This is a genomic window from Marinobacterium sp. xm-a-152 (assembly GCF_013282965.1).
In the GTDB taxonomy this organism is placed as follows: Bacteria; Pseudomonadota; Gammaproteobacteria; order Pseudomonadales; family Balneatricaceae; genus Marinobacterium_E.
Genome location: NZ_WBYI01000007.1, coordinates 58415 through 82215 on the forward strand (window position 1 = coordinate 58415; position 23801 = coordinate 82215).

Annotated in this window: 27 protein-coding genes; 13 read left to right on the forward strand and 14 right to left on the reverse strand. The window is 47.2% G+C overall.

Annotated elements, in window-relative coordinates; genetic code table 11:
- Positions 1 to 85 precede the first annotated feature (85 nt).
- Entirely contained in the window at positions 86 to 1174 is a 1089-nt protein-coding gene (locus XMA152_RS08220) for a S1C family serine protease (RefSeq protein ID WP_173483309.1), read from the forward strand.
- A gap of 20 nt (positions 1175 to 1194) precedes the next feature.
- Here XMA152_RS08220 and hisD read toward each other — a convergent pair whose 3' ends face one another.
- The 9 genes from hisD to XMA152_RS08265 form a co-directional block, all read right to left on the reverse strand.
- Complete coding sequence (gene hisD / locus XMA152_RS08225) at positions 1195 to 2505, reverse strand: histidinol dehydrogenase (protein ID WP_173483310.1); 1311 nt, start codon at positions 2503 to 2505, stop codon at positions 1195 to 1197.
- A gap of 1 nt (position 2506) precedes the next feature.
- Entirely contained in the window at positions 2507 to 3151 is a 645-nt protein-coding gene (hisG, locus tag XMA152_RS08230) for an ATP phosphoribosyltransferase (protein WP_173480528.1), read from the reverse strand.
- Positions 3152 to 3165: 14 nt separating this feature from the next.
- Positions 3166 to 4428 carry a UDP-N-acetylglucosamine 1-carboxyvinyltransferase gene (murA, locus tag XMA152_RS08235; protein WP_173483311.1) on the reverse strand — a complete coding sequence of 421 codons (1263 nt, stop codon included), beginning with the start codon at positions 4426 to 4428 and terminating at the stop codon, positions 3166 to 3168.
- A 21-nt stretch (positions 4429 to 4449) separates the two neighbouring features.
- Positions 4450 to 4689 carry a BolA family protein gene (locus XMA152_RS08240; RefSeq protein ID WP_173480526.1) on the reverse strand — a complete coding sequence of 80 codons (240 nt, stop codon included), beginning with the start codon at positions 4687 to 4689 and terminating at the stop codon, positions 4450 to 4452.
- Between the two features lie 106 nt (positions 4690 to 4795).
- On the reverse strand, positions 4796 to 5041 hold the full coding sequence (locus XMA152_RS08245; protein WP_173483312.1) for a lipid asymmetry maintenance protein MlaB: 246 nt from the start codon (positions 5039 to 5041) through the stop codon (positions 4796 to 4798).
- Positions 5041 to 5661: a phospholipid-binding protein MlaC gene (locus XMA152_RS08250; RefSeq protein ID WP_173483313.1), complete on the reverse strand. Its 621-nt coding sequence runs from the start codon at positions 5659 to 5661 to the stop codon at positions 5041 to 5043. The genes XMA152_RS08245 and XMA152_RS08250 overlap by 1 nt, the downstream gene beginning before the upstream one ends.
- Position 5662: 1 nt before the next feature.
- Positions 5663 to 6121, reverse strand: coding sequence for an outer membrane lipid asymmetry maintenance protein MlaD (gene mlaD / locus XMA152_RS08255; RefSeq protein WP_173483314.1), 459 nt, complete (start codon positions 6119 to 6121; stop codon positions 5663 to 5665).
- Positions 6121 to 6903, reverse strand: a complete 783-nt coding sequence (mlaE, locus tag XMA152_RS08260) for a lipid asymmetry maintenance ABC transporter permease subunit MlaE (protein ID WP_173483315.1) — start codon at positions 6901 to 6903, stop codon at positions 6121 to 6123. The genes mlaD and mlaE overlap by 1 nt, the downstream gene beginning before the upstream one ends.
- Positions 6900 to 7712, reverse strand: coding sequence for an ATP-binding cassette domain-containing protein (locus XMA152_RS08265; protein WP_173483316.1), 813 nt, complete (start codon positions 7710 to 7712; stop codon positions 6900 to 6902). The genes mlaE and XMA152_RS08265 overlap by 4 nt, the downstream gene beginning before the upstream one ends.
- A gap of 181 nt (positions 7713 to 7893) precedes the next feature.
- Here XMA152_RS08265 and XMA152_RS08270 point away from each other — a divergent pair, with 181 nt between their 5' ends.
- The 12 genes from XMA152_RS08270 to yjgA are packed head-to-tail and all read left to right on the forward strand — an operon-like array spanning position 7894 to position 16609.
- A complete protein-coding gene (locus XMA152_RS08270; RefSeq protein ID WP_173480520.1) occupies positions 7894 to 8880 on the forward strand; it encodes a KpsF/GutQ family sugar-phosphate isomerase in 987 nt (328 codons plus the stop codon).
- Positions 8880 to 9416 (forward strand): HAD family hydrolase, encoded by a 537-nt coding sequence (locus tag XMA152_RS08275; protein WP_173483317.1) that lies wholly within the window; start codon positions 8880 to 8882, stop codon positions 9414 to 9416. Before XMA152_RS08270 ends, XMA152_RS08275 begins: the two co-directional genes overlap by 1 nt.
- A complete protein-coding gene (gene lptC, locus XMA152_RS08280; protein WP_173480518.1) occupies positions 9413 to 10003 on the forward strand; it encodes an LPS export ABC transporter periplasmic protein LptC in 591 nt (196 codons plus the stop codon). Before XMA152_RS08275 ends, lptC begins: the two co-directional genes overlap by 4 nt.
- Positions 9978 to 10487: a lipopolysaccharide transport periplasmic protein LptA gene (gene lptA / locus XMA152_RS08285; protein WP_173483318.1), complete on the forward strand. Its 510-nt coding sequence runs from the start codon at positions 9978 to 9980 to the stop codon at positions 10485 to 10487. Before lptC ends, lptA begins: the two co-directional genes overlap by 26 nt.
- 2 nt (positions 10488 to 10489) lie before the next feature.
- Entirely contained in the window at positions 10490 to 11215 is a 726-nt protein-coding gene (gene lptB / locus XMA152_RS08290; protein ID WP_173480516.1) for an LPS export ABC transporter ATP-binding protein, read from the forward strand.
- A gap of 30 nt (positions 11216 to 11245) precedes the next feature.
- Positions 11246 to 12745 (forward strand): RNA polymerase factor sigma-54, encoded by a 1500-nt coding sequence (locus tag XMA152_RS08295; RefSeq protein WP_173483319.1) that lies wholly within the window; start codon positions 11246 to 11248, stop codon positions 12743 to 12745.
- 52 nt (positions 12746 to 12797) lie between these two features.
- A complete protein-coding gene (gene hpf / locus XMA152_RS08300; protein ID WP_173480514.1) occupies positions 12798 to 13088 on the forward strand; it encodes a ribosome hibernation-promoting factor, HPF/YfiA family in 291 nt (96 codons plus the stop codon).
- Between the two features lie 12 nt (positions 13089 to 13100).
- Positions 13101 to 13559, forward strand: coding sequence for a PTS sugar transporter subunit IIA (locus XMA152_RS08305; protein ID WP_173480513.1), 459 nt, complete (start codon positions 13101 to 13103; stop codon positions 13557 to 13559).
- Between the two features lie 2 nt (positions 13560 to 13561).
- Entirely contained in the window at positions 13562 to 14422 is an 861-nt protein-coding gene (rapZ, locus tag XMA152_RS08310; RefSeq protein WP_173480512.1) for an RNase adapter RapZ, read from the forward strand.
- Between the two features lie 8 nt (positions 14423 to 14430).
- Positions 14431 to 14700 carry an HPr family phosphocarrier protein gene (locus tag XMA152_RS08315; RefSeq protein ID WP_173483320.1) on the forward strand — a complete coding sequence of 90 codons (270 nt, stop codon included), beginning with the start codon at positions 14431 to 14433 and terminating at the stop codon, positions 14698 to 14700.
- 29 nt (positions 14701 to 14729) lie between these two features.
- Positions 14730 to 16085, forward strand: a complete 1356-nt coding sequence (gene mgtE / locus XMA152_RS08320; RefSeq protein WP_173483321.1) for a magnesium transporter — start codon at positions 14730 to 14732, stop codon at positions 16083 to 16085.
- Positions 16086 to 16087: 2 nt separating this feature from the next.
- Complete coding sequence (yjgA, locus tag XMA152_RS08325) at positions 16088 to 16609, forward strand: ribosome biogenesis factor YjgA (protein ID WP_173483322.1); 522 nt, start codon at positions 16088 to 16090, stop codon at positions 16607 to 16609.
- A gap of 2 nt (positions 16610 to 16611) precedes the next feature.
- On the opposite strand, the gene XMA152_RS08330 is transcribed toward yjgA, so the two are convergent.
- Genes XMA152_RS08330 through mreC form a run of 5 tightly spaced genes read right to left on the reverse strand, consistent with a single transcriptional unit; the run spans position 16612 to position 23769 of the window.
- Complete coding sequence (locus XMA152_RS08330; RefSeq protein WP_173483323.1) at positions 16612 to 20325, reverse strand: YhdP family protein; 3714 nt, start codon at positions 20323 to 20325, stop codon at positions 16612 to 16614.
- 49 nt (positions 20326 to 20374) lie between these two features.
- Positions 20375 to 21853 carry a ribonuclease G gene (gene rng / locus XMA152_RS08335; protein WP_173483324.1) on the reverse strand — a complete coding sequence of 493 codons (1479 nt, stop codon included), beginning with the start codon at positions 21851 to 21853 and terminating at the stop codon, positions 20375 to 20377.
- Between the two features lie 11 nt (positions 21854 to 21864).
- Entirely contained in the window at positions 21865 to 22449 is a 585-nt protein-coding gene (locus XMA152_RS08340; protein ID WP_173483325.1) for a nucleoside triphosphate pyrophosphatase, read from the reverse strand.
- Entirely contained in the window at positions 22449 to 22940 is a 492-nt protein-coding gene (mreD, locus tag XMA152_RS08345; protein WP_173483326.1) for a rod shape-determining protein MreD, read from the reverse strand. Before mreD ends, XMA152_RS08340 begins: the two co-directional genes overlap by 1 nt.
- The gene (gene mreC / locus XMA152_RS08350) at positions 22933 to 23769 is read right to left on the reverse strand and encodes a rod shape-determining protein MreC (protein ID WP_173480504.1); all 837 of its coding nucleotides are present in this window, start codon (positions 23767 to 23769) and stop codon (positions 22933 to 22935) included. The genes mreD and mreC overlap by 8 nt, the downstream gene beginning before the upstream one ends.
- Between the last annotated feature and the right edge of the window lie 32 nt (positions 23770 to 23801).

The following is a 23801-nucleotide window of genomic DNA, read 5'->3' on the forward strand; positions in this document are numbered from 1 at the left end:
TTAGAAAAATAGTGTTCAAGTTACATCTTACCCCGCTATCGCCTTATAATCAGTAATCATTACAAGCTGGTAAGAGCAATTTAACATGGGCAAGTATCTGAACACCTTGGTTTGGCCAACACTGGCTGGCATTCTAGCGGCAGTATTGATCGTTCAATTCTTCCCACAGCTCAGCGGTTCTAACAGTACCGAAATTAAGCTGATCAACACACCCGCAGATCAAGCTGGGCCGCAATTGATTACAAGCTACTCTGAAGCCGTGAAGAAGGCAGCGCCATCAGTTGTCAGTATCTATGGTCGCTCTTTAGAAACAAATGAGAACAACCAGATTTCACTCCCTCAAAGTTTAGGTTCTGGCGTTATTATCAGCAAAGATGGTTTCGTCATGACCAATAACCACGTTGTAGCTGCTGCTGAACAGATCATCGTTTCGTTAATTGATGGACGTGAGGCAGTGGCTTCCATTGTCGGCACCGATCCAGAATCAGATTTGGCACTGTTAAAAGTAAACCTGGAGAATCTACCCGGCATAACACTGCTTCCAACCAGCAGTGTAGCGATCGGTGATGTTGTGCTGGCCATAGGGAACCCTTTCGGTGTTGGGCAAACCGTTACCCAAGGAATTATCTCTGGCATGGACAGACACAGTTTAGGGCTGAATACCTACGAGGACTTTATTCAGACCGATGCTGCTATTAATCCAGGCAACTCCGGTGGTGCACTGATCACGGCCACCGGCGATCTGGTTGGCATCAATACTGCCATTTTTTCAAAGTCAGGTGGCTCACAGGGCATTGGCTTTGCCATTCCAACTGAACAAGTCATAGATGTTCTATCCAATCTAGTCCGTTATGGCCGAGTCATTCGCGGCTGGGTAGGCGTGGAAGCTCGTCCGATGCTTCCAAATGAGGCGGAGGCCTCTGGTCTGAGACGAGACATCAAAGGTTTGTTGTTAACCGGCATCTATCGCAATAGTCCTGCGGAGCTGGCAGGCCTACAACCGGGTGACGTTTTATTAGCGATCAACGGTGAACCCGTTAAAGGTTCCGGAGTCGCATCAATGAATCAGATTGCTCGCGTTAAACCGGGTGATGTAACAGAGATGAAGATCTTTAGGGACAACAAAGAGTTGGTACTTGAGGTGACAACCAGTGAGAGACCTCCAAGCCGATAACCATCAGCTTGGAGACTAAGTTAAGTGTTGTCCTTAATTCGGTACTCAGCAGAGCGAGCGTGAGCTGTTAGCCCCTCTCCTCGCGCTAGAACAGAAGCAACCTTGCCCATCTCTGATGCACCCTCAGCAGAGAACATGATCAGTGAAGAGCGTTTCTGGAAATCGTAGACTCCCAATGGTGAACTGAATCGCGCAGTACCTGAAGTAGGCAGAACGTGGTTCGGACCCGCACAATAATCACCTAGAGCCTCTGCCGTATAGCGACCCATAAAGATGGCACCAGCGTGCTTAATCTTCTCAGTCAAGGCGACAGGGTCTTCAACAGAGAGTTCAAGGTGCTCTGGCGCAATTCTATTAGAGAGTGCAGCCGCTTCATCCAAATCAGCAACTTCAATCAATAGAGCACGATCTGCTAAAGATGCTGAAATAATCTGCTCACGCTCAAGAGTAGGCAGTAATTTGGCAATACTCTGTTCAACACGATCAATGTAAGCGGCATCGGTTGCGATCAAAATAGGCTGAGCGTCTTCATCATGCTCCGCTTGAGAGAAGAGATCCATCGCAACCCAATCTGGGTCCGTTTTGCCATCGCAAATCACAAGAATTTCCGAAGGTCCTGCAATCATATCGATACCAACAGCACCAAAGACCGCACGCTTAGCTGTAGCAACATAGATGTTACCTGGACCAACTATTTTATCGACTCGAGGCACTGTCTGTGTTCCATAAGCGAGAGCAGCAACGGCTTGTGCGCCACCGATTGTAAAGACACGATCGACGCCAGCAATCGCTGCGGCGGCTAAAACCATCTCATTGATAACACCATCCGGTGTCGGCACAACCATGATAATCTCTTCAACACCGGCTACTTTCGCAGGCATTGCGTTCATCAAAACTGAAGAGGGGTATGCCGCCTTACCACCAGGAACGTAGATACCTACGCGATCCATAGGGGTTACTTTCTGGCCTAACAACGTGCCGTCAGCCTCTTCGTACTGCCAAGAGTGAGAGAGCTGTCGTTCGTGGTATGAACGCACACGATCAGCAGCCACTTCAAGTGCATTACGCTGTTCTGGCGAAATAGCCTCAAGTGCCTGCTGCAAACGAGCTTTTGACATCTCTAACTGAGAGATCTCAGATACAGACGTGCGATCAAAACGATTGGTTAACTCAACTACCGCCTCATCACCCCTAGCTCGAACCTGCGCAATGATGTCATCAACACGCTCATTGACGGCTTTATCTGAGACACTCTCCCAAGCCAACATCGCATCAAGTTGCTGATCGAAATCGGCTTGTGAACTTTTTAGACGTTTAACTTGAGAAGTCATATTACTTTCCACGTTTATCAATAACCGCTTGTGTTAGTTGATCAAGAATTGGTTGAATCAGATCGTACTTCATCTTCATAGAGGGCTGCCCTACTACGAGACGAGAGCTGATGTCCGCTATGTGATCCATCGCTTCTAAGCCATTGGCACGTAATGTGTTACCGGTATCGACGATGTCTACAATACGATCGGCCAAACCCATGATAGGAGCCAACTCCATCGCGCCGTATAACTTAATAATGTCAACCTGACGTCCTTGACGGGCAAAGTATTCACGAGTCACGTTGACAAACTTGGTAGCGACACGCATGCGACCTTCAACCGCTTCAGCATCTTTCATTCCTGCTACGCGTAGTTGGCAGGTTGAGATCTCTAAATCTAAAGGTTCGTAGAGTCCGGCCCCGCCGTGCTCCATTAAAACATCTTTCCCGGCAACACCCATGTCAGCACCACCGTACTCAACGTAGGTTGGAACATCGGTCGCACGAATCACCACTAGCTTGATGTTCTCGTGATTAGTATCAAAGATGAGCTTTCGGCTTTTAAAAATATCTTCAGTCGGCTCTATGCCCGCTGCAGCAAAAAGCGGTAGGGTCTCTTCAAGAATTCGACCTTTAGACAACGCTATGGTTAATTGCTCTTTCATCACTAATCCAATTATTAAGCAGGAACACGGCGAATTTTAGCGCCTAAGGACTGCATCTTCTCTTCGATACACTCGTATCCACGGTCAATGTGGTAGATGCGCTCCACTGGAGTCTCGCCTTCTGCAACTAACCCTGTAAGTACAAGACTTGCTGATGCTCGTAGATCTGTCGCCATAACCGGTGCCGCTTTAAGTTTTTCGACCCCTTCAATCGTGGCGGTATTACCATCAATAACTACTTTCATTCCAAGACGAATCATCTCTTGAATGTGCATAAAGCGGTTTTCAAAGACAGTCTCTTTGATGCGACCCACACCATCAGCAATGCTGTTAAGCGCTGCAAATTGAGCTTGCATATCGGTCGGAAACGCCGGGTATGGAGCTGTAGTAACACTGACCGCTTTCGGACGGCGGCCCTCCATATCCAGCTCGATCCAGTCATCACCTTGTGTAATCTTGGCACCAGCCTCTTCAAGCTTTTTCAAAACCGCTTCAAGAATATCACCGCGAGTATTACGGGTACGCACTCGACCAGAAGTGATAGCGCCAGCGACTAGGTAAGTACCGGTCTCAATGCGATCCGGCATAACTGAGTGAGTACACCCTTTAAGAGTCTCTACACCCTGAACACGAATCGTATCTGTACCAGCACCTGAAATTTTAGCGCCCATAGCGATAAGGCAGTTGGCTAGATCGACCACTTCGGGTTCACGTGCCGCGTTTTCAATGATCGTTTCACCTTCAGCTAAAACTGCAGCTGATAGGATGTTTTCAGTACCGGTTACCGTCACAGTATCAAAAAAGACCGTAGCCCCTTTTAAGCGGCCATCAACACGAGCATCAATGTAGCCATCCATGACTTCAATCTGAGCCCCCATCGCTTCCAATCCACGCAGGTGAAGATCGACCGGACGACTACCAATGGCACAACCACCAGGCAGGGAAACCTGTGCACGACCATGTCGCGCTAACAGAGGGCCCAATACGAGAATTGAAGCACGCATAGTTTTCACCAACTCATAAGGTGCTGTGAATTCGGTGATCGTAGTGGGATCAAGCTCAACACTCATCTTCTCACCCACGGTAAGCTCAACGCCCATACGACGCAGCAGCTCAAGCATGGTGGTGATGTCATGCAAATGCGGCAGATTGCATATAGTGACCGGCTCACTGGCGACTAAGGTTGCAGCAAGAATCGGTAGCGCAGAGTTCTTTGCACCAGAGATCCACACTTCGCCGTCTAAACGAGCGCCACCTTCAATGATTAATTTATCCATCTGATTACCTAAGCAGATTAATTACTGCTGTGACTCCCACTGATCTGGAGTAAACGTTTTAATGGAAACAGCATGGATAGCACCTGATGCAATTTGATCAGTCAAACAAGCGTATACCGCTTGCTGCTTCTTAACCGGACTCATTCCGGAGAACATTTCACCAACAACCGTTACCTGGAAATCACAGCCTTCGCCCGCCGTATGGACCGTACAACCCTCAAGCTGACTCTCAACCAGTTGCTTCACTTCATCGGCGTGCATAGTAATCTCCAGATAATCCTTAAATTTAGCCGCGTATGATAACGAAAAAGGGCCTTGATATCATCTATCAAGACCCTGTAAATGCATTAGAAACGAACTCAAGAGATTATTGAATATCCACGCCCACTAGATCCGCAATGGTCTCCATCTGAGTTGGAAGATTAGCCCACTGAATATTGGCGTTATTTCGTTTGATCTCTACCCACAACGCAACCGCACAACTATCGACTTTCGTTACATTAGATAGATCGATCGCGCTTGCTCCTTCAGCAATAGCAGAGCAAACCTGTTCAACAACTTGGTTGTAGGTGTTACGAGTCAACTCACCTTGAATCTTAAACACCGGATCCATTAGGCACCTGACACTTTATCAGACATCGCTTCGGACCACTGCTCGATCACTTTAGCAATTTTTCCATGCTGCTCCATCAAGCCAGCAAATTGGTTACGGAAGGTGATTCTCAGATTAATTCCATCGACAACCACATTGACCAATAACCAACGGTCATCTTTGTAAACCATGTAGTAAAGAAGCGAGTAAACAGTTCCATCTTCCGCAGAGACATTCACATTAACAATCTGTTTATCGGGATCTGGGCTCTGCTCAACTGGAGGAATGATTTCAAACCCTTTGAAGTTGAAACCAACGACTGCTTTGGCATAAGTCCTAAGCAGAGTGCTTTTCACAACGACCGAAAAATCAGCGACCTCTCTGTCACTGGCGCGGCGGTAATATTTACCCATGATCGATTTCGCAATGTACTCAAAATCAACCGACTCACCGACCAGCTTATCGATCTCGCTCATCAACTCATCAATATTCTCTGGCTGTCGAAGGCGCTCATCATTAACCAAGGCGAGCATATCCGCAGTCGCTGTCTCCATGACCTGACTGGCAGAGTCCCAATTAGCCTGTGCAGGAGATAACACCCCCAACCAAAGCGCGGTCAGAAAAATAAAACGACCTAACATGTTACTCACTCACCTTATTAAACAGAAACTTACCTACAATCTCTTCAAGCACTAATGCTGACTGCGTATCCTCAATAGTCATACCATGTTCCAACAGATCATCTTCAAATCCAGGGGTAATACCGATGTACTTCTCCCCTAAAAGACCTGCCGTTAGAATTTGCGCTGAGCTATCAATGCTGAGGTAGTCAACATCATCAAAGATCTGCAACTCCACTTCGGCCATCAGACGCTTAGGATCAATGCGAATAGCTGAAACCTGACCAATTTGAACACCACTCATGGAGACTTTTGCACGCTCAGTTAGACCACCAATATTGTCAAAGCGAGCATAGACGGTGTAGCCACCCCCCTTCTGAGAGAGGTTTAAACCGCTGACATTAATTGCCAGAGCGACAAGAGCCAACATACCGGCGAGGATAAGTGCGCCAACACTGATTTCGAGGGCACGAATACGCATTAAAAATCTCCAAACATCATTGCGGTTAGAAGAAAGTCCAACCCTAATATAGCCAGCGAAGAGTAGACAACTGTTCGGGTGGTCGCCTGCGAAATGCCTTCTGACGTTGGCACACAATCATTACCCTGAAAAACAGCTATCCAGATCACTACAAAACCAAATACCAACGATTTGATTACACCATTTAAAACATCTTCAGAGAAGCTGACTGAAGCCTGCATATTGGCCCAGAAACTCCCAGAAAAAATACCTAGCCAGTCAACAGCGACTAAAGATCCACCCCAGATACCCACGATTGCAAAGATCATAGACAGTAATGGCATACTGATAAATCCTGCCCAAAGACGCGGAGCAATAATGCGTCGCATAGGATCGACACCGATCATCTCGTAACTGGCTAACTGCTCGGTCGCCTTCATCAAACCAATTTCAGCTGTGACTGCGGAACCTGCTCGTCCAGCAAATAGCAGTGCTGTAACCACAGGGGCCAACTCACGAACCAGTGACAGCGCCACCATCTGACCAACAGCCTGTTCTGAACCATAATCAACCAGAATAGTGTAGCCCTGCAAACCGAGTACCATTCCGATAAATAGACCCGAAACGATGATAATAACCAGCGATAGCACACCAATAAAATAGAGCTGGCGAACCAACAGCGGCAACATCATCATAGGAGCCGGCTTGGCAATCAGAGATTGACTCAATAGCTGCCCTGCACGACCCACTGCAGCCACGCGATTAAGGGTTTTAGCACCCAATTGTTGCAGGAACTGAATCATTGTGAGCCACCAAACAACTGACCTTCAAAAGAGGGCGCCGGGTAATGGAAAGGAACGGGGCCATCTGGTCGACCTTTCATGAACTGTTCAACGCGCGGATCTTGAGAACCATTGAGTTGATCAGGTGCACCTTGAGCCAGCACCTTACCATCAGAGATAAGATAGACGTAGTCTGCAATGCTCAAGGTCTCTTGGATATCGTGCGAAACTATGACGGATGTATGACCAAGCGCCCTGTTCAAACGAGAAATCAAATTAATTAGAACGCCCATGGCAATAGGGTCCTGTCCTGCAAAGGGCTCGTCATACATCAAGAAATCCGGATCAAGGGCTATTGCCCTAGCCAATGCGGCTCGCCTTGCCATACCGCCTGATAACTCAGCTGGCTTTAGTTCACCGGCACCTCGCAAGCCGACAGCGTTCAACTTCATCAAAACCAGATCTCGAATAACGCTTTCAGGCAAATCTGTATGAACTCTCAAAGGAAAGGCGACATTTTCAGCTACTGTCATATCCGTAAATAGAGCACCGCTTTGAAACAGCATCCCCATTTTTGCCCGTAACTCGAAGAGACGGCGACGTGAAAGTGAGTGAACATTGTCACCGTCGACTTTAATTGAGCCCTGATCAGGCCTAAGCTGTCCCCCAATCAATTTAAGAAGGGTCGTTTTTCCCGTTCCTGAGGGCCCCATGATCGCTGTGATCTTGCCGCGAGGAATGGTTAACGATAGATCATCAAAGATCTTTCGTTCACCACGCCAAAAGCTGAGATTACTCACTTCGATATGTGTGTCATTTAATTGAGCCATCAGTGCCTATCGATGAATAAATAGAAAATATTGGTAGAATTCTAGTCTAAAAACATAGCTTATCAAGCAGACCTTTAGATTAAGAGAAAAATATCGAGACTCTTTACCGGACAGTCACTTATAAAAACAGTAATATACTGTAAATTAAACAGTATTAACGCGAACTTAAGGATCTCGACCCTTGTCCGACTCCAATACCACTCGATTCGATTACGTGAGCGCAGGCAAACAGACCATCTCGATTGAGCAAGAGGCTATACAAGCCCTAAATGACTCTCTTGGAGAGGCGTTCAACCAAGCTTGTCACTCTCTTTTGAACTGCAAAGGACGTGTCATCGTGACTGGCATGGGCAAATCAGGGCACATTGGCACCAAAATAGCAGCAACTCTAGCAAGCACCGGAACACCCGCGTTTTTTGTGCACCCAGGCGAGGCGAGTCATGGCGATCTGGGCATGTTCACGAAAGAAGATGTTGTCATTGCCCTATCCAACTCAGGTGAATCCAACGAAGTCGTTACTATTTTACCTCTGCTTAAACGCAAAGGGATTACGCTCATTTCAATCACCTCTAAACCCCATTCAGCGTTGGCAACCAGTGCTGATATCAGCCTTGTGACCCCTATCGAACGCGAAGCTTGCCCACTTAATCTTGCCCCCACCTCCAGTACAACCGCACAACTGGTGCTTGGCGATGCGATCGCAACGGCTCTTTTAGAGGCGAGAGGATTTAGTGCAGAAGATTTTGCCTTTTCACACCCCGGCGGTGCGCTGGGTCGTCGACTGCTGTTGAAAGTGAGTGATTTAATGCACTCTGGAGACGAAGTTCCCTCAGTTGCACCAGGCACTCCCATTCAAGAAGCGCTTTTGGAGATCACCCAAAAACGCCTGGGAATGACAACCGTTGTGGATGAAGAACTCCAACCTCTTGGCATTTTTACCGACGGGGACCTCCGCCGTGCCATTGACCAGGGCGTTAATCTGAATCAAGCCTCAATCGACTCTGTCATGACAAAGAGTTTCACAACGGTGACGCCTGAGATGTTAGCCGCCGAAGCTTTACAGATCATGCAAGATAAAAAAATTAATGCACTCATTGCTTTAGATGAGACAGGGAGAGTTGCTGGGGCATTGAACATGCATGATATGTTAAAAGCAGGGGTCATCTAATGCGTCCCAATCCAACAGAAGAACAGATAGCACTAATCAAACCCATTAAACTACTGGTGATGGATGTTGATGGCATACTGACCGAGGGCAATCTTAGCTTCCTAGCCGATGGCAGTGAGATTAAGAGCTTCAATATACTGGACGGCCTTGGCATAAAGCTGTTAACGGAATCCGGCGTAAAAACCGCCATCATTACCGGTAGACAATCTAATCAAGTCATCCAACGCGCTGAGTCACTGGGTATTAATTACATACAGCAAGGCCGAGAAGATAAATTAACCGCACTTCAAGAGCTTTGGAAAAACACCGGATTTAACGCTTCAAACACGGCCTACATCGGCGATGACTTGCCTGACTTATCGGCCATAAAAGCGGTTCGCTTTGGCGTCACCGTTCCGAATGGTCACTGGCTCGTTAAAGAGAACGCCGATCATATTACGACTCAATCAGGCGGTCGCGGAGCTGCACGTGAGTTGTGTGAATTGATTATGGCTTGCCAAGGAACCTTAGACGGCGCGTTGGAGCGGTTTAAGTGATCACTAATCTCAGAGCGAAAATTCGATTAGCCATTGCGTCGACGTTGATTGCTCTTTTTTTGATCTTCACACTGTTATTGAATCAAGGCGATATTGAAGAGGGCGTACTCCTAAAAGAGAACCCGAACAGAATTGATTTTTTTGTAATAGACGCCACTCTTACTCGTTGGTCTGAAGCGGGCAATCTAAGCTCTGTCACCCACACTCCGCGAGCAGAGCATTTAGTTAACTCAGAACAGATGAAGTTAACAACACCTTTCTCAGTAGGCTATCGCCAAGATGGCACGACTGAACACACCATCAATGCTGATCTGGGCTTTTTTGCTGACGACAACAGTCAACTAGACCTTGAAGGCAGTGTAGAGCTTCACCATAATCCAGATTCTGAGAAAGACACTGCACTCTTCACAGAGCAGTTGAGCTACTTTCCAGAACAGAATCTGGCGACCAGTGATGTAGCCGTCGAATTTCTGAACAACCAGGGTTCAACCAAAGGGGTTGGCATGACACTGAATACGGAATTAAACACCTTAGATCTTCATTCAACCGTGAGGGGGGCCTATGTCGCTTCGAGCACTGACCAGTAACCTATTTCTAGCCTTTACAGTTGTTCTTAGTGGATCAGCTTTAGCGCTGCCAACCGATCGAGACGAACCCATCTACGTAGAGGCAGACTCAGCTAATATTGATGAGGCCAAAGGAGTCACTCGATACACAGGCAACGTCATCATCACCCAGGGATCAATGGTGCTTAAAGGTGAAACCGTCGATCTGTTACGTGGTAATGATGACACCATCAATCAGATTATCTCAAAAGGTGCTCCAGCCTACTTCGAACAACGCCCTCAACTGGACCAAGAGATTACCTATGCAACGGGCTCAACTCTAGATTACACAGTAAGCTCTCAACTGCTGTTAATTACGGGGAACGCCAGAGTGACTCAGGGTGGTGACGAGTTCACTGGCGCCAAAATTAATTACGACATGGCGAACTCTAAAGTAAAAGCCTTTAGCAGTGAGAGCGGAAGCCAGCGTGTCAAAATGGTTCTTCAGCCTAAAAAAGATAATTAACCATGAGTTCACTCGAAGCCCTTCACCTAGCCAAAAGCTACAAAGGACGCTCTGTTATTCAAGATGTGTCCGTCACTGTTGAGCCTGGTGAGATTATCGGATTGCTTGGGCCCAACGGTGCGGGTAAGACAACCTGCTTCTATATGATTGTAGGTCTGGTCAGAGCGGATCGAGGCAACATTCGTCTCAATGGCGACGACGTCACTAGAATGCCTATTCATGAGCGCGCAAAACGCGGCTTAGGCTATCTTCCGCAAGAGGCCTCTGTATTCAGAAAGCTGAGTGTCTACGATAACCTGATGGCCATACTGGAGCAGAGAAAAGACCTGACCAAAGATCAACAACACGAGAAAGCTCAATCTCTACTAGAAGAGTTCCATATCACTCACATCAAAGAGTCCAAAGGGATGGTCCTATCTGGGGGTGAGAGACGCCGAGTTGAGATTGCAAGAGCCCTAGCAAACGACCCTGACTTCATCCTACTGGACGAGCCTTTTGCTGGTGTAGACCCCATCTCTGTCAGCGACATCAAACAGACCATCAGGCACCTTAAAGATCGAGGTATTGGCGTCCTGATAACCGATCACAATGTCAGAGAGACTCTCGACATTTGCGAACGGGCTTACATCGTTAGTGAGGGTAACATTCTTGCAGAGGGTGAGCCTGAGCAGATCATGATGAATCAAGCCGTTAAAGAGGCTTATCTGGGCAATGATTTTCGCTTGTAACTCTCACACTTTTAAGTAATTATCATTTTAATGAAGCACTCTTTACAGCTCAAAGTCGGACAGAACCTGTCCATGACCCCACAATTGCAGCAAGCGATCAAATTGCTGCAACTCTCCTCCTTAGAGCTACAGACAGAGATTCAAGAGGCACTCGATAGTAACCCACTACTGGAGGTAGCCGATGAAGAAGATCAGAGTGAAGAGAACTCTCAAAGCATTGAGCAAAAAGAGTCATCAACCTTAGATGAGACCCAATCTAATTCAGAGATCGAAGAGACGTTCGAATCGTCTCAGCCGGAAGATAGCTGGTCTACTGATGACATCCCTGAACAGCTTTCAACCGACAGTCAATGGGACGATACTTACCAAAGCTCTTCAAATTCCAATCGTGATGATGATTGGATGCCAGGTGATAATGACGCTGCGGTTGAAACCATCCAAGACCACCTTAACTGGCAACTGAATCTGGTTAATTTCAGCGATGTTGATCGATACATTGCTGAGATGATTATCGACTCTATCGATGATCGTGGCTATCTGATCACCGATCTGCAGGACATTCTTCTTAACTGCCAAGAGGAACTACCTGAACTCTTTTTTGAAGTGGAAATGGATGAGGTGGAGACAGTACTTCACCGCATTCAACAGTTTGACCCACCCGGTGTCGGTGCCCGTGATCTTGCAGAGTGTTTGAAAATCCAGTTAAGACAGCTACCCATAGAGACACCTTGGCGCGCAGAGTCACTGCGCCTAGCGACCGACTATTTAAACCTGTTGGGCAGTCGAGATTTTAAATCTTTGATGCGCCGTATGAGGCTCAAAGAGGAGCAACTGTCAGAGGTGGTTAGGTTGATTCAATCACTTAACCCAACACCAGGAGACTCTTTAGATCTGGGTGATACTGATTACATCGTACCGGACGTGATCGTGCGTAAACGCGCTGGGGAGTGGACACTCACTTTAAATAACGACGTAGTTCCTGAGTTACGTATCAATGATGTCTACTCAGGCATGATTAAACGTGCAGACAACTCCGCGGAGAACCAATTTTTAAAAGACCATCTCCAGGATGCACGCTGGTTCATAAAGAGTTTACAAAGCCGCAACGAGACCCTCTTAAAGGTCTCAACGGAGATCGTTTCCAGACAGATCGGTTTTCTTGAACAGGGTGAACAGGCGATGAAGCCTCTTATTCTTCACGACATTGCTGAAGCCGTTGATCTACATGAATCCACCATCTCCCGTGTTACAACTCGAAAATACATGCACACCCCGCGCGGTGTCTTTGAATTGAAATATTTCTTTTCGAGTCAGGTGGCTACCAGTGACGGCAGTGGTGCATCATCAACTGCGATTCGAGCAATCATTAAAAAATTAATTTCAGAAGAAGACCCTCGCAAGCCACTAAGTGACAGTAAGCTTGCTACACTACTAGATAAAGAGGGGGTGAATGTTGCAAGACGAACCATTGCTAAATATCGCGAAGTTCTCAACATTCCACCTTCAAATGAGAGAAAGCGTTTGGTTTAATTGAGGTGGGCGGCCTCATTTTTTCACTCCGCCTAAGACGAGGAGAAGTCATATGCAGATAAATATTACTGGTCATCACGTGGACCTGACTGAAGCTCTAAGTGAATACGTACGTAACAAGTTCGATAAGCTAGAACGTCACTTCGACAACATTCAGAATGTACAAGTTACTCTCAGTGTCGAAAAGCAGGGTAAAAAAGCCGAGGCTGATGTTCACTTAGCCGGTGGCCAAGTGGTAGCTTCTGATGAGCATGATGACATGTATGCAGCGATTGATGGCTTAGTGGATAAGCTTGATCGCCAAATCATCAAGCATAAAGAAAAAATGAAATCTCACAAATAAACGAACGACAACATGCAACTAGGTGACCTACTGACGACTGAAACAACCGCCTGCCGGGAGTCAGTCGCCAGTAAAAAACGCCTTCTACAAGTGGCCAGCGAAAAGCTGGCCTCTTCAGTTGATGGCGTGACAGAAGATGAAATTTTTACAGGCCTTCTCAATCGTGAACGGTTAGGCAGTACAGGAATAGGTTCTGGCGTGGGTATACCACACTGTCGGATCCCAGGTTGCTCAACAGCATCCGCCTGCTTAATCACACTTGATGACGGTGTCGATTTTGATTCAATCGATTCAGCGCCGGTCGATCTTGTCTGCGCACTGATCGTGCCCGATGATGGAAATGATGAGCACCTTAAGACACTGGCTGGTTTAGCCGAGCTGTTCAGCAAGCCCGAAGCCCTTAATTCACTTAGAGACTGCACGAATTCTGAGGCCCTACTCAATAAAGCAACTGAGCTATCAAAGGTCTAATCATGAGAGTCGTTGTTATCTCGGGTCGCAGTGGTTCAGGGAAGAGTACCGCCTTGCAAGCACTTGAAGATGTTGGGTTCTATTGCATAGACAACCTACCAGCGACGCTATTGCCAGCGTTGGTCGAGCAGATGCTTAACGACCAGAATACCGCACCCCTGATTGCTGTGAGCATTGATGCCCGCAACCAGCATACCGACCTAAAAGCCTTCCCAGAGATCATGGAATCCTTGAGGGCTAGAGAAGATATAGGCATCGAGATCACTTATCTTGACGCATCAGAAGCGACCCTATTGAAACGGTACAGCGCCACTCGAAGAAAACACCCGCTGAGCAACCAAGATATTGGACTGGAAGAGGCAATAGCCTTAGAACGAGATCTGCTTGAACCCATCGCAAGTTCTGCAGACATGAGAGTTGATACCACTCGGCTTTCACTCTATGAACTGCGTGACACCATTAAATTGAGGGTAGCACAGCGTAAAGAGCAAGCGCTCTCTTTGCAGTTTGAATCCTTTGGCTTCAAGCACGGCGTTCCATTAGATGTTGATTTCAGCTTTGACGTCAGGGTGCTTCCTAACCCCTACTGGTTTGTAGAGTTGCGCCCTCTCTCTGGGAAAGATGAACCGGTTAAAAAATTTCTCAACGCTTCCGATGAAGTGAATGAAATGATTAATGACATAGAGCAGTTCATTGTGAAGTGGATTCCCCATTTCAAAACAAATAATCGAAGCTATGTTACTGTTGGCATTGGTTGCACGGGCGGCCAACATCGCTCTGTATACATTGCGGAGAGCCTTGCATCTCGCTTTGCTGACAGAATGGATAACATCCAAGTACGCCATCGAGAATTATCAGAATAAGTTTCGCAATGATTGAAAAAAACGTTACTATAATCAACAAATTGGGACTACACGCGCGTGCAGCGGCTAAACTTATTGGCGTAACAGGTAAGTTTGGTTGTGACATCAAAATCACAAAAGATGGCAAAACAGTCGATGCTAAAAGCATTATGGCCATTATGATGTTGGCTGCATCCCAAGGAACAGATCTAATCATACAAACGGATGGCGCTGATGAATCCGCCGCGATGGATGCCGTGATTGAGATCATAAATAACCGTTTTGACGAAGATGAGTAGAGACTAACCTACTCGTAAAGGAGGGCTGCATGAGTACGGACGAAGCACCGATCGCTCTAGATACGTTAAGCGAAGCCCTTCAATCAGATAATCTCAAACAGATTCGCTACATGCTCAACAAGGGCATGCGGCCTGTGGAAGTTGCTCACCTTCTAGAGAAAACCCCTCCTCGCGAACGTCGCATTGTATGGAACCTGCTCAACCCAGAGATAGAGGGTGAGGTTCTACAACACCTCGGTGAAGATATTCAGGCTGAAATTGTCAGCGATTTAGACGCGGCAGAAATTTTGGCGATGACAGAGTCACTCGATGTCGATGACTTAGCCGATATTCTTCAGCAACTTCCTAACACGGTCATGCAAGAGATGCTGCAAAACATGGATTTGCAGAATCGCCAACGGGTTGAAGCGGTACTCTCCTACCCCGATGATACGGCCGGCGGTCTGATGAATACCGATACGGTAACCATTCGACCTGATATCACGGTTGAGACGGCGCTTCGTTATCTACGTCGACACAGTGAGATACCTGACAGTACCGACAGTATTTTCGTGGTGAGTCGCAAACGCAACGCACTAATCGGTGTACTTCCTATTACTCGACTTCTTATTTCAGACCCACAGATGCTGGTTCGTGAAATCATGAAGACCGAGAATGACCATGCAATCCCTGCCGATCTTCCTGAACGAGAGGTAGCTCGAATCTTCGAACAGCGCGACTTGATCTCGGCCCCTGTTATCAATGAGGATCGACAGCTTCTAGGTCGTATCACCATCGATGACGTAGTCGACGTCATTCGAGAAGACGCCGATCACTCACTGATGAGCATGGCCGGTCTGGACGAGGATGAAGACACCTTTGCTCCGGTACTAAAAACCAGTCGCCGTCGTGCAGTCTGGCTGGGAATTAACCTTATTACTGCTTTTTTGGCCTCGGCCGTCATTGGCCTATTCGAAGCCACCATCGATCAGGTTGTAGCCTTGGCAGTACTGATGCCAATCGTCGCCTCAATGGGTGGTATCGCCGGCAGTCAAACCCTCACTCTTGTCATTCGTGGCCAAGCACTTGGACACATTGAAAGACACAATATTGGCTGGCTGTTTAACCGTGAGTTAATCGTTAGCATCATCAACGGGTCACTCTGGGCTGTTGTAGTGGCCGCCATTGCTGTCCTCTGGTTCCAAGATATGACCATCGGTATAGTGATCGCAATGGCCATCGTGATCAATCTAGTCGCGGGCGCTATGGCAGGCAGCCTTCTGCCACTGACCCTTAAGCAAGCGGGAATCGATCCAGCACTAGCCGGGGGTGTATTACTCACCACCATTACAGACGTGGTAGGTTTTTTTGCCTTCCTCGGACTAGCCACCTTTTTCTACGGTTAATTATGAGCAGTAAAGATTTTTCAAAAGAGAGTGATCAAGAGATCGAACTCGTCAGCCGCAGCCAGGTTAAACGAGAAGCTGAAGAGCTTCAAAAACTGGGTGGTCGCATCACTGAGTTACGACTTGATCAACAAGCGAAAGTCCCCATGTCTGAACGCCTAGCAGAGGCCTGTGCAGAGATGACAAGAATCACCTCTCATGGTGCGAAAAAACGTCAACTTCAGTACATCGGCAAATTGATGCGTACAGAGGATGCCGATGCGATTCGTGTCGCCATTGACCAATTCGACTCAGCTAGCGCTGCTCATAACCAAAAATTTCATGCACTTGAGCAGTTGCGTGAACGATTGATAGCCGGAGACAAGTCAGCGCTTTCTGAAGTGATGGAGAAGTTTGAACACTGTGATATGCAGCATCTACGAGCTTTGATTCGAAATGCTCAAAAAGAGCGCAAAGAGAACAAGCCACCGGCCAACTTCAGAAAGATATTTCAGTACCTTCGTGACTTAGATGACGATTCTTAACGTTATTTCTTATTAATGATTTCAAGCACAGGTTCTCGCCAAGGGCCTGTCATTGAATAGCTCAGTTTAGTCGCTTCATTGATCTTATCACCAATCAACTTGTCGATAAGAAACAGGGCTCCTGCCACCTGAGGGGCCCCAAGTAGGACTGCGGCCAGTGGTGAATTACCTGTCAGTGGCAAAATCACATCGACCCGTTTATCCACTGTTCTATTGATAAGATTTAAAGAGCCTTCTGCAGTCAAATCGGCCGAAGCGCCTCTCATAATGAGTGGCTCTTGAGTCTTTGCAACCCCATCCTCTAAATGGTACTTACCGACCAGCTTATCAAAGGTGATACCGGATTTATAAAGGTCACTAAAATCGAGGCGGAGTCGTTTAAATAGATTGTTAAAATCGAGTATTCCAAACAATCGAAGAAGTGCTGAGTTACCTTTAGCTTCAGTAATCTGTCCATCACGAAGGTCAAATTGCAGATCACCTCCTAGGCGATAACGACTGAATGACCAAGGTGCACCAGGCCAGCTCAGTGCAAACTCAGCGGCGAGACTTTTCGTCTCTATCGCCCTTGGATCACCCATCGACTCAAGATAGTCTGCAAGGTTACTCCCTTTTGCGCTCAGGGCAATGCGACTCTGCTCGCCCTTACCGACTGACCAGATACCCTGTCCAGTTAAGCTGATACCTGCGACATCGGCCTCCAATTGATCGATCAAGAGACTGTTGCCAGATGGAAGTAGATGGGTTGTCCAACGACCCCATTGATCATCATTCCACACAAGATTTTCAATCAGAAGGTTGGTTGAAGGTACTTTGCTAATCACCTCGATGGGTGTCGGATCAGGCAATGGAACTTCTGGTTCTATTATCGATGGATCGCTCTCTGGTGTGCGCAGGTGAAGGTGGCGAAGATTTAAGTCCAAGCTGGAATCTGCAAGCTTGTAATCTATAACACCCTGAATATCACGACCATCCAGTGCAATAGACCACAAATCATTAGAATTACTAGCTTCAGCAAGGATTGACTCAAATTTTAGAGATCCAATATTCAGCTGTCCGATCTCGATGGCTGTCGTAACGGAAAGCCTTTCTTTAGTTCCAGATTGAGGCCCTGATAGAGCATCAATAAAGCCAAGTAGCTCCTCAACTTCAATTGAAGGAAGGGATCCATCAATGTGAAGGCGATCAGATATTTTATAGCTCGCCTGATTGCCACCCAGACGAATATTACCGGTTAAGGGTGAATCTAAATTTAGGTGAGCCTTTAAACGATCCGCATAATTAAGCTGTAATGTTGGTGATGACTGCAAGGTCATCAAAAGGCTCAAACGGCTAATATCGGAAGATTGATGTGCCAAATAGTCTGGAGCATCTACTCGGGTACCGGTTAATTGAGACTCCACTTTTAGAGTCGATTGACACTGTTTAGTACAGAGCTTTAATGTCGAGTTGAGTGGAATTTCACCCGAGATGACACCTGACAAAGGAATACCAGCCCATTGCATCAAACTTTGAGAATCAATTCGACCAGCAATCTGAATATCAGTAGCGGTTAAATCACTTGAGATATCCACATCAAAAGTTCGACCTAAGAAGCTTGCTTTCAAACCCTCAGCCGACAGTCCGCTCTCTAAATCAAAATCAATAGTACCGTCTATATCCGTTACGGCAACCCGTTGGGTTTCGGAGATGAAAACACCACGATTCAGCTCAGATTGAACCTGCAGTTTAGGGGAACCTCCTTTGAGAGGAACTTGTAAATCCACTAATGATTTATGACTACCAGAGATCTGCCAATCTCCTAGCTTATTGCCAACACTGTTGGCCAACGCCTCACTGTGAAATAGGCTGTTCAAATCAAAAGCAGAACCCTCAATCGCTAACAAGGTCTTGAGTTCCCCAGAGCCACTCTCCATCCAAAGATCTGCAAAACCGATCTCAGTACCTGCAGCACTGCCCTGCTCTAACTGAACACGAGCTGCCCCATCTCGAGCATGAATGATGGCTTCGGCCCGGTTCAACACGGGCCAGGGTGATTGATAATCTAGTGTTGTATTCTCTACCGCTACGTAGAGCTCGCTCAATGGCTTAGGTCTATCAGCCACAAGCCTAGTCGGAGTCACCAGAACTAAACCGGCCTCTTTGACATCACCTTGAATCAGCGCTCTGTTTAACCAGCTATAAAGCCCTTCACCGACAACCTTAGGCGGAGTTAGCAGTAGAGCCTCTCGGGCTATTGCGCCCTTAAGCCCCATCGATAGATTAAGTAGCGCTTGTTGCTCTTTATCATAGGGTAGATCAATCGAGAACTGGCCTCGTGTTCGGATGTTATTCAACCCCAGCTCTAATAGATCAGATCCAACGGCCACATAATCACTGTGGAGCTGCCAGTTAACACGTCCTTGCGCAAAATTAAACGGCAATGCCCAGTCGTAGACCGTTGGGAATTCCATGACAAGCTGCTGACTGTCAATATCTACCCAGCCGCGGTCACTTGAAACATAAAACGAACCATTCAACTGTGATGCAGCAGGTGAACCTTTCCAGGATTTGACCGACACATCTGACAACTCACCGACCACAGAGAGGTTTTCAAATCCCTGGCTAAGATCAACGGTTAACCCTTTGACTAAACCACCGGGAGAGAGCGATTTAATCACCTCTCTGCTTTGATCACCCAAAGGCTGGTTAAGCGCAAGAGCCGACAGGTCTGATAGATTAAGCTCAGCCAGTTGAATTCGATTAGCCATCCAACCATTGACGCCAGTACTTAAATCGATCGCAGTCGGTGGCAGTGAGAATTCACTGCCTTGATAGAGGGTTGAAAAGTCTTGAAGTTGCAGCTGATAATCACGATCAACCGACTGAACAGAGAAATTTGTTGAAAGCTGCTCTAGTGCCAGCTCACCAAGCTCATCGGGCAGTACAAGTTGCAAGCTATTGGCTGATAAATTACCGACAAGATAATCCAGACTGGCGCCACGCAACTGCCCCCATAGCCGCGCATTCGCACTAATAGAGAAGCGCTGTTCGACCCCTGCAAGATCGGCCAACTCTGAGCCAATGTTATCGAGTTCAACATAGAAAGGTAATAGTAGCTGACCGTTTGTGGATTGACCTTGGTGCTGAATCGCAAAACGCATGCGACTATCTTGACCCAACACTGGCATCCAAAAACTACCGCTCAATTGATGCTCTGTTTCACTGCTTTCAAGAGACATATTGTCCAGATTGATGAAACGAGAGCGACCTGATTCTGGAATCAGATGAAGTTGTGATTCAGAAAATTCGATGGAAGGCTGTTCAAATAGAATAGCAATCAACGTATCGATTGCGCGATTATCCGTCTTTGATTGATTCGAGTCAGCTAACCACCGCCCTTCAGACTGACGCCATTTTACGTTCAACCCCTTTGCCGTGACCCGTTGAAAAATAGGTGCAGCATCAATCAATGAACGCCATGGATCCAATTCAAACGAGATGTTTTGGAGGTGAAACTCGATCTGCTTTGGTTTGAGGTAGTCGATATCCGAATGGATCTCTTTAAACTCAAAAGTTGGATAGGGGCCGCGCCAGCCAGTCTCAAGCTCACCTATCGAGACTTCAACGCCAAGATATTGACTAAGCTGAGCCGCAATATCGGTTCGGTAATCGCCCAGCAAAGGGAAGGCTAAGCGCACAGCCGTTAGCAAGATGGCTAACAGTGCTGCTACCATCAAAACCCACCAACTGACCCAAAGCGTATGCCGAACCATGAATTCCCCGCTACCTCAGAACCACATCAAAGTGTTCTGGGTTGTAGTGAGTGTCACTCTGGAATCGAATCGTTTTCCCAATAAACGACTCCAGTTCAGCGACATGGTCTGATGCATCATCCAGCAAATAATCAACCACGGCTTTAGCCGCAATGACCAAATAGGAGTCGGTATCGTAGGCCCTATGTTGACGCAAGATCTCTCGAAAGATTTGATAGCACACCGTCTCAGGCGTACGAATCATGCCTCGACCTGAACAGGTCTCACAGGTTTCACACAGAACCTGTTCTAAACTCTCTCGAGTACGCTTACGCGTCATCTCAACCAGCCCCAACTCGGATACGCCGGTCACTTTGCATTTAGCGTGATCTTTATCTAGCTGTCGCTGCAGAGTGCGTAAAACTTGCCGTTGGTGTTCTGGGTCTTCCATATCGATAAAATCGATAATAATAATGCCACCCAAATTACGAAGCCTCAGTTGGCGACCAATCGCCGTCGCAGCCTCCAAATTGGTTTTAAATATCGTCTCTTCCAAATTGCGATGGCCGACAAAAGCACCGGTATTGATATCAATCGTAGTCATCGCTTCGGTTTGGTCAAAGATCAGGTAGCCGCCCGACTTAAGCTCAACTTTGCGACCCAGTGCCTTCTCCATCTCCTCTTCAACGTTAAAGAGGTCAAAAATGGGACGTTCGCCTGGGTAGTATTCCAGCTTTGATTCAATTTCAGGGACTAGTGTTCGAGCGAAACTTTGTGCACGCTGAAAGGTCTCTTTAGAATCAATTCTGATACGTTCAATCTCAGAGTGAGTCATGTCTCTGAGTGCTCGCATATTTAGCGGCAGGTCCTCATAGACGGTTGCCGGCGCTTTCGCCCCTTTGACTCGGTTCTGAATACTCTCCCACAAGCGATGTAAGAAACTGATATCGGCTTTTAATTCCAATTCTGTCACGCCTTCAGCCACAGTTCTCAGAATGTAACCATACTCAGGCTCAGCTGTATCATCGTCAGGGTGGATCAACTCAGATCTGAGAATCTGCTTTAAGCGATCTCGTTCCTCTTCATCCTCAATTCGTTGAGAGACCCCAATATGAGAGGCATCGGGCATTAAGACCAGATAGCGTGATGGCAGAGATATATGAGTCGTCAATCGGGCCCCTTTACTGCCAATAGGGTCTTTAGTGACTTGTACTAGCAACGATTCGCCTTCACGCAACACCTGAGCAATGGAGAGAGCAGCACGCTCATCCGGTGTCAGAGATTGATCAACGACTTCATCAACGTGTATGAAAGCAGCTCGCTCAAGTCCCACATCGACAAATGCAGCCTGCATGCCTGGAAGTACTCGTACCACTCGTCCTAAATAGATATTGCCTAAAATCCCGCGACGTTTTGCACGCTCAACATAGATCTCTTGCGGCATGCCATTTTCAATGACTGCGACTCGAGTCTCCATCGGTGTGAAGTTAATCAGTATCTCTTCACCCAAAACCTTACTCCTTACTCAACAGACCCTTGGGTCCACGCTGAGAATCCAAATTTTTCTAAAATCTTTCCAGTTTCAGCGATCGGCAAACCCACGACTGCGCTGTAACTTCCCTTAATCTCTTTGACAAACAGTGCACCCATGCCCTGAATGCCATAGCCACCCGCTTTATCCTGAGGTTCTCCGCTGAGCCAATAGCGCTCCATCTCTCTCTTATTTACAGGATAGAAGCTGACCTGAGTAATCACCACTTCGCTGCGAGTCTGTTGACCATCAGAAATAGCCACTGCGGTCATAACCTGATGTTGGGCACCCGACAGGCGTTTAAACATAGTAAAGAAGTGATCAGGACTTTCAGGCTTCCCTAATATCTGATTATCGATCACTACACTGGTATCGGACCCTATTACCAGAGCCCCTGGGTAGTGTTGTGCAACGGCTTCGGCTTTATTACGTGCCAGGCGGTTTACATAATCCTCAGGTGTTTCCTCGCTCAACGGTGTCTCATCGATATGAGCCGGATGCACTTCTGGAGAGATCCCTATCTGTTTTAATAACTCCAGTCGTCTAGGTGACTGAGAGGCCAAAACCACGTTCATTAGTTCAAATCCAAGGATCGTGCCAAGCGACGCAAAGTCATAAACACGAATGGCCAGAGAAGCGCACTGGTCAAAGCCGGCAAAAGAAACAGCAGTGTATCAGCAGAATTTCCAACCAGACCTTGCATCCAATAGTAGATCAATTGATTCAGCCCCACCAACAGCAGCAACACAAAGGACTGCTGAAGCATTGGAAACACTCTTAACCGACTGTGCAGTAACTGTGTAATGAAGGCAATCAGAGTCAGAGATAGAGCACCTAAACCGAGCACTGAGCCTCGCATTAAATCCAGTAATAGCCCAATAAAAAACGCATAGACTAAGCCAACACGATTGGGGGCCCAAATAAGCCAAAAGAAAAGAACCAACAGAACGAAGTCTGGCCGGAACCACTGCAGAGAGCTGTCCAAAGGAAATTGACTCAGCGTTATTGCTAGCAGAAAAGTAGCCAGTGTGACAAAAAAGCCACCACCAGAGGCTTGATCACTCACTCTCCAACCTCTTTAATCCATTCACCTGCTGAACCAAAAGCAGATAGCGGCTCTTATCAAGCGTTGCCGTTGGCCTTGCTCTGACCACTGCAAAGGAGCGACCAGGCTCCTGTCTAAATTCGGTTATCTCAGCGACGGGGTAACCCATTGGAAAGACGCCGCCCAACCCAGAGGTAACAAGTAGGTCACCAATACGAATATCTTCAGTATTGGGGATGTGGTCCAGTTTGAGCTCAGTAGTGGATCCACTACCGAGCGCAAGGGTACGGAAACCCGTACGTAAGAGTTGAACAGGCACAGAGGATCTAGAGTCAGTCACCAACATGACTCGACTGGTGACGGGCGCAAGATCAACGACAAGACCCATGATACCGCCGGAGTCCAGTGCAGGTTGCCCAATAACAACTCCATCCTGTTCACCGCGGTTAATCAATATTTCATGCTGAAAAGGGTCAGAGCTAACGCCTATCAACTCTGCCATCTGAACCTCTTCCTCCACCTTTTGGCGAGCATTCAGCAAAGTTCTTAAACGGCGATTTTCACTGGCAAGAGTCGCGTTTTGTAGCACTTTTTGTTCTAGCAGAATGGCTTCTGTTCGCAACTCATCATTCTCTGCAATCAGTGTGGCTCGACTGACCACCACATCTGAAACGCCACCTGCCATTTTGACTGGCAAATCCACCAACCACTGCAAGGGGGTAGCAACAAGGTTTAGATAGGCTTTGCCTTCACGAAATTTATTGGAGGTAAGATCGAGCGCAACGATAGAGAGCGCTACGATTATGAGAAGAGTAAACAGCAAACGCGACGGACCACTTTTAAAGATCATGACTTTAAACCCTTCGCGTTGCCGTTATTAAA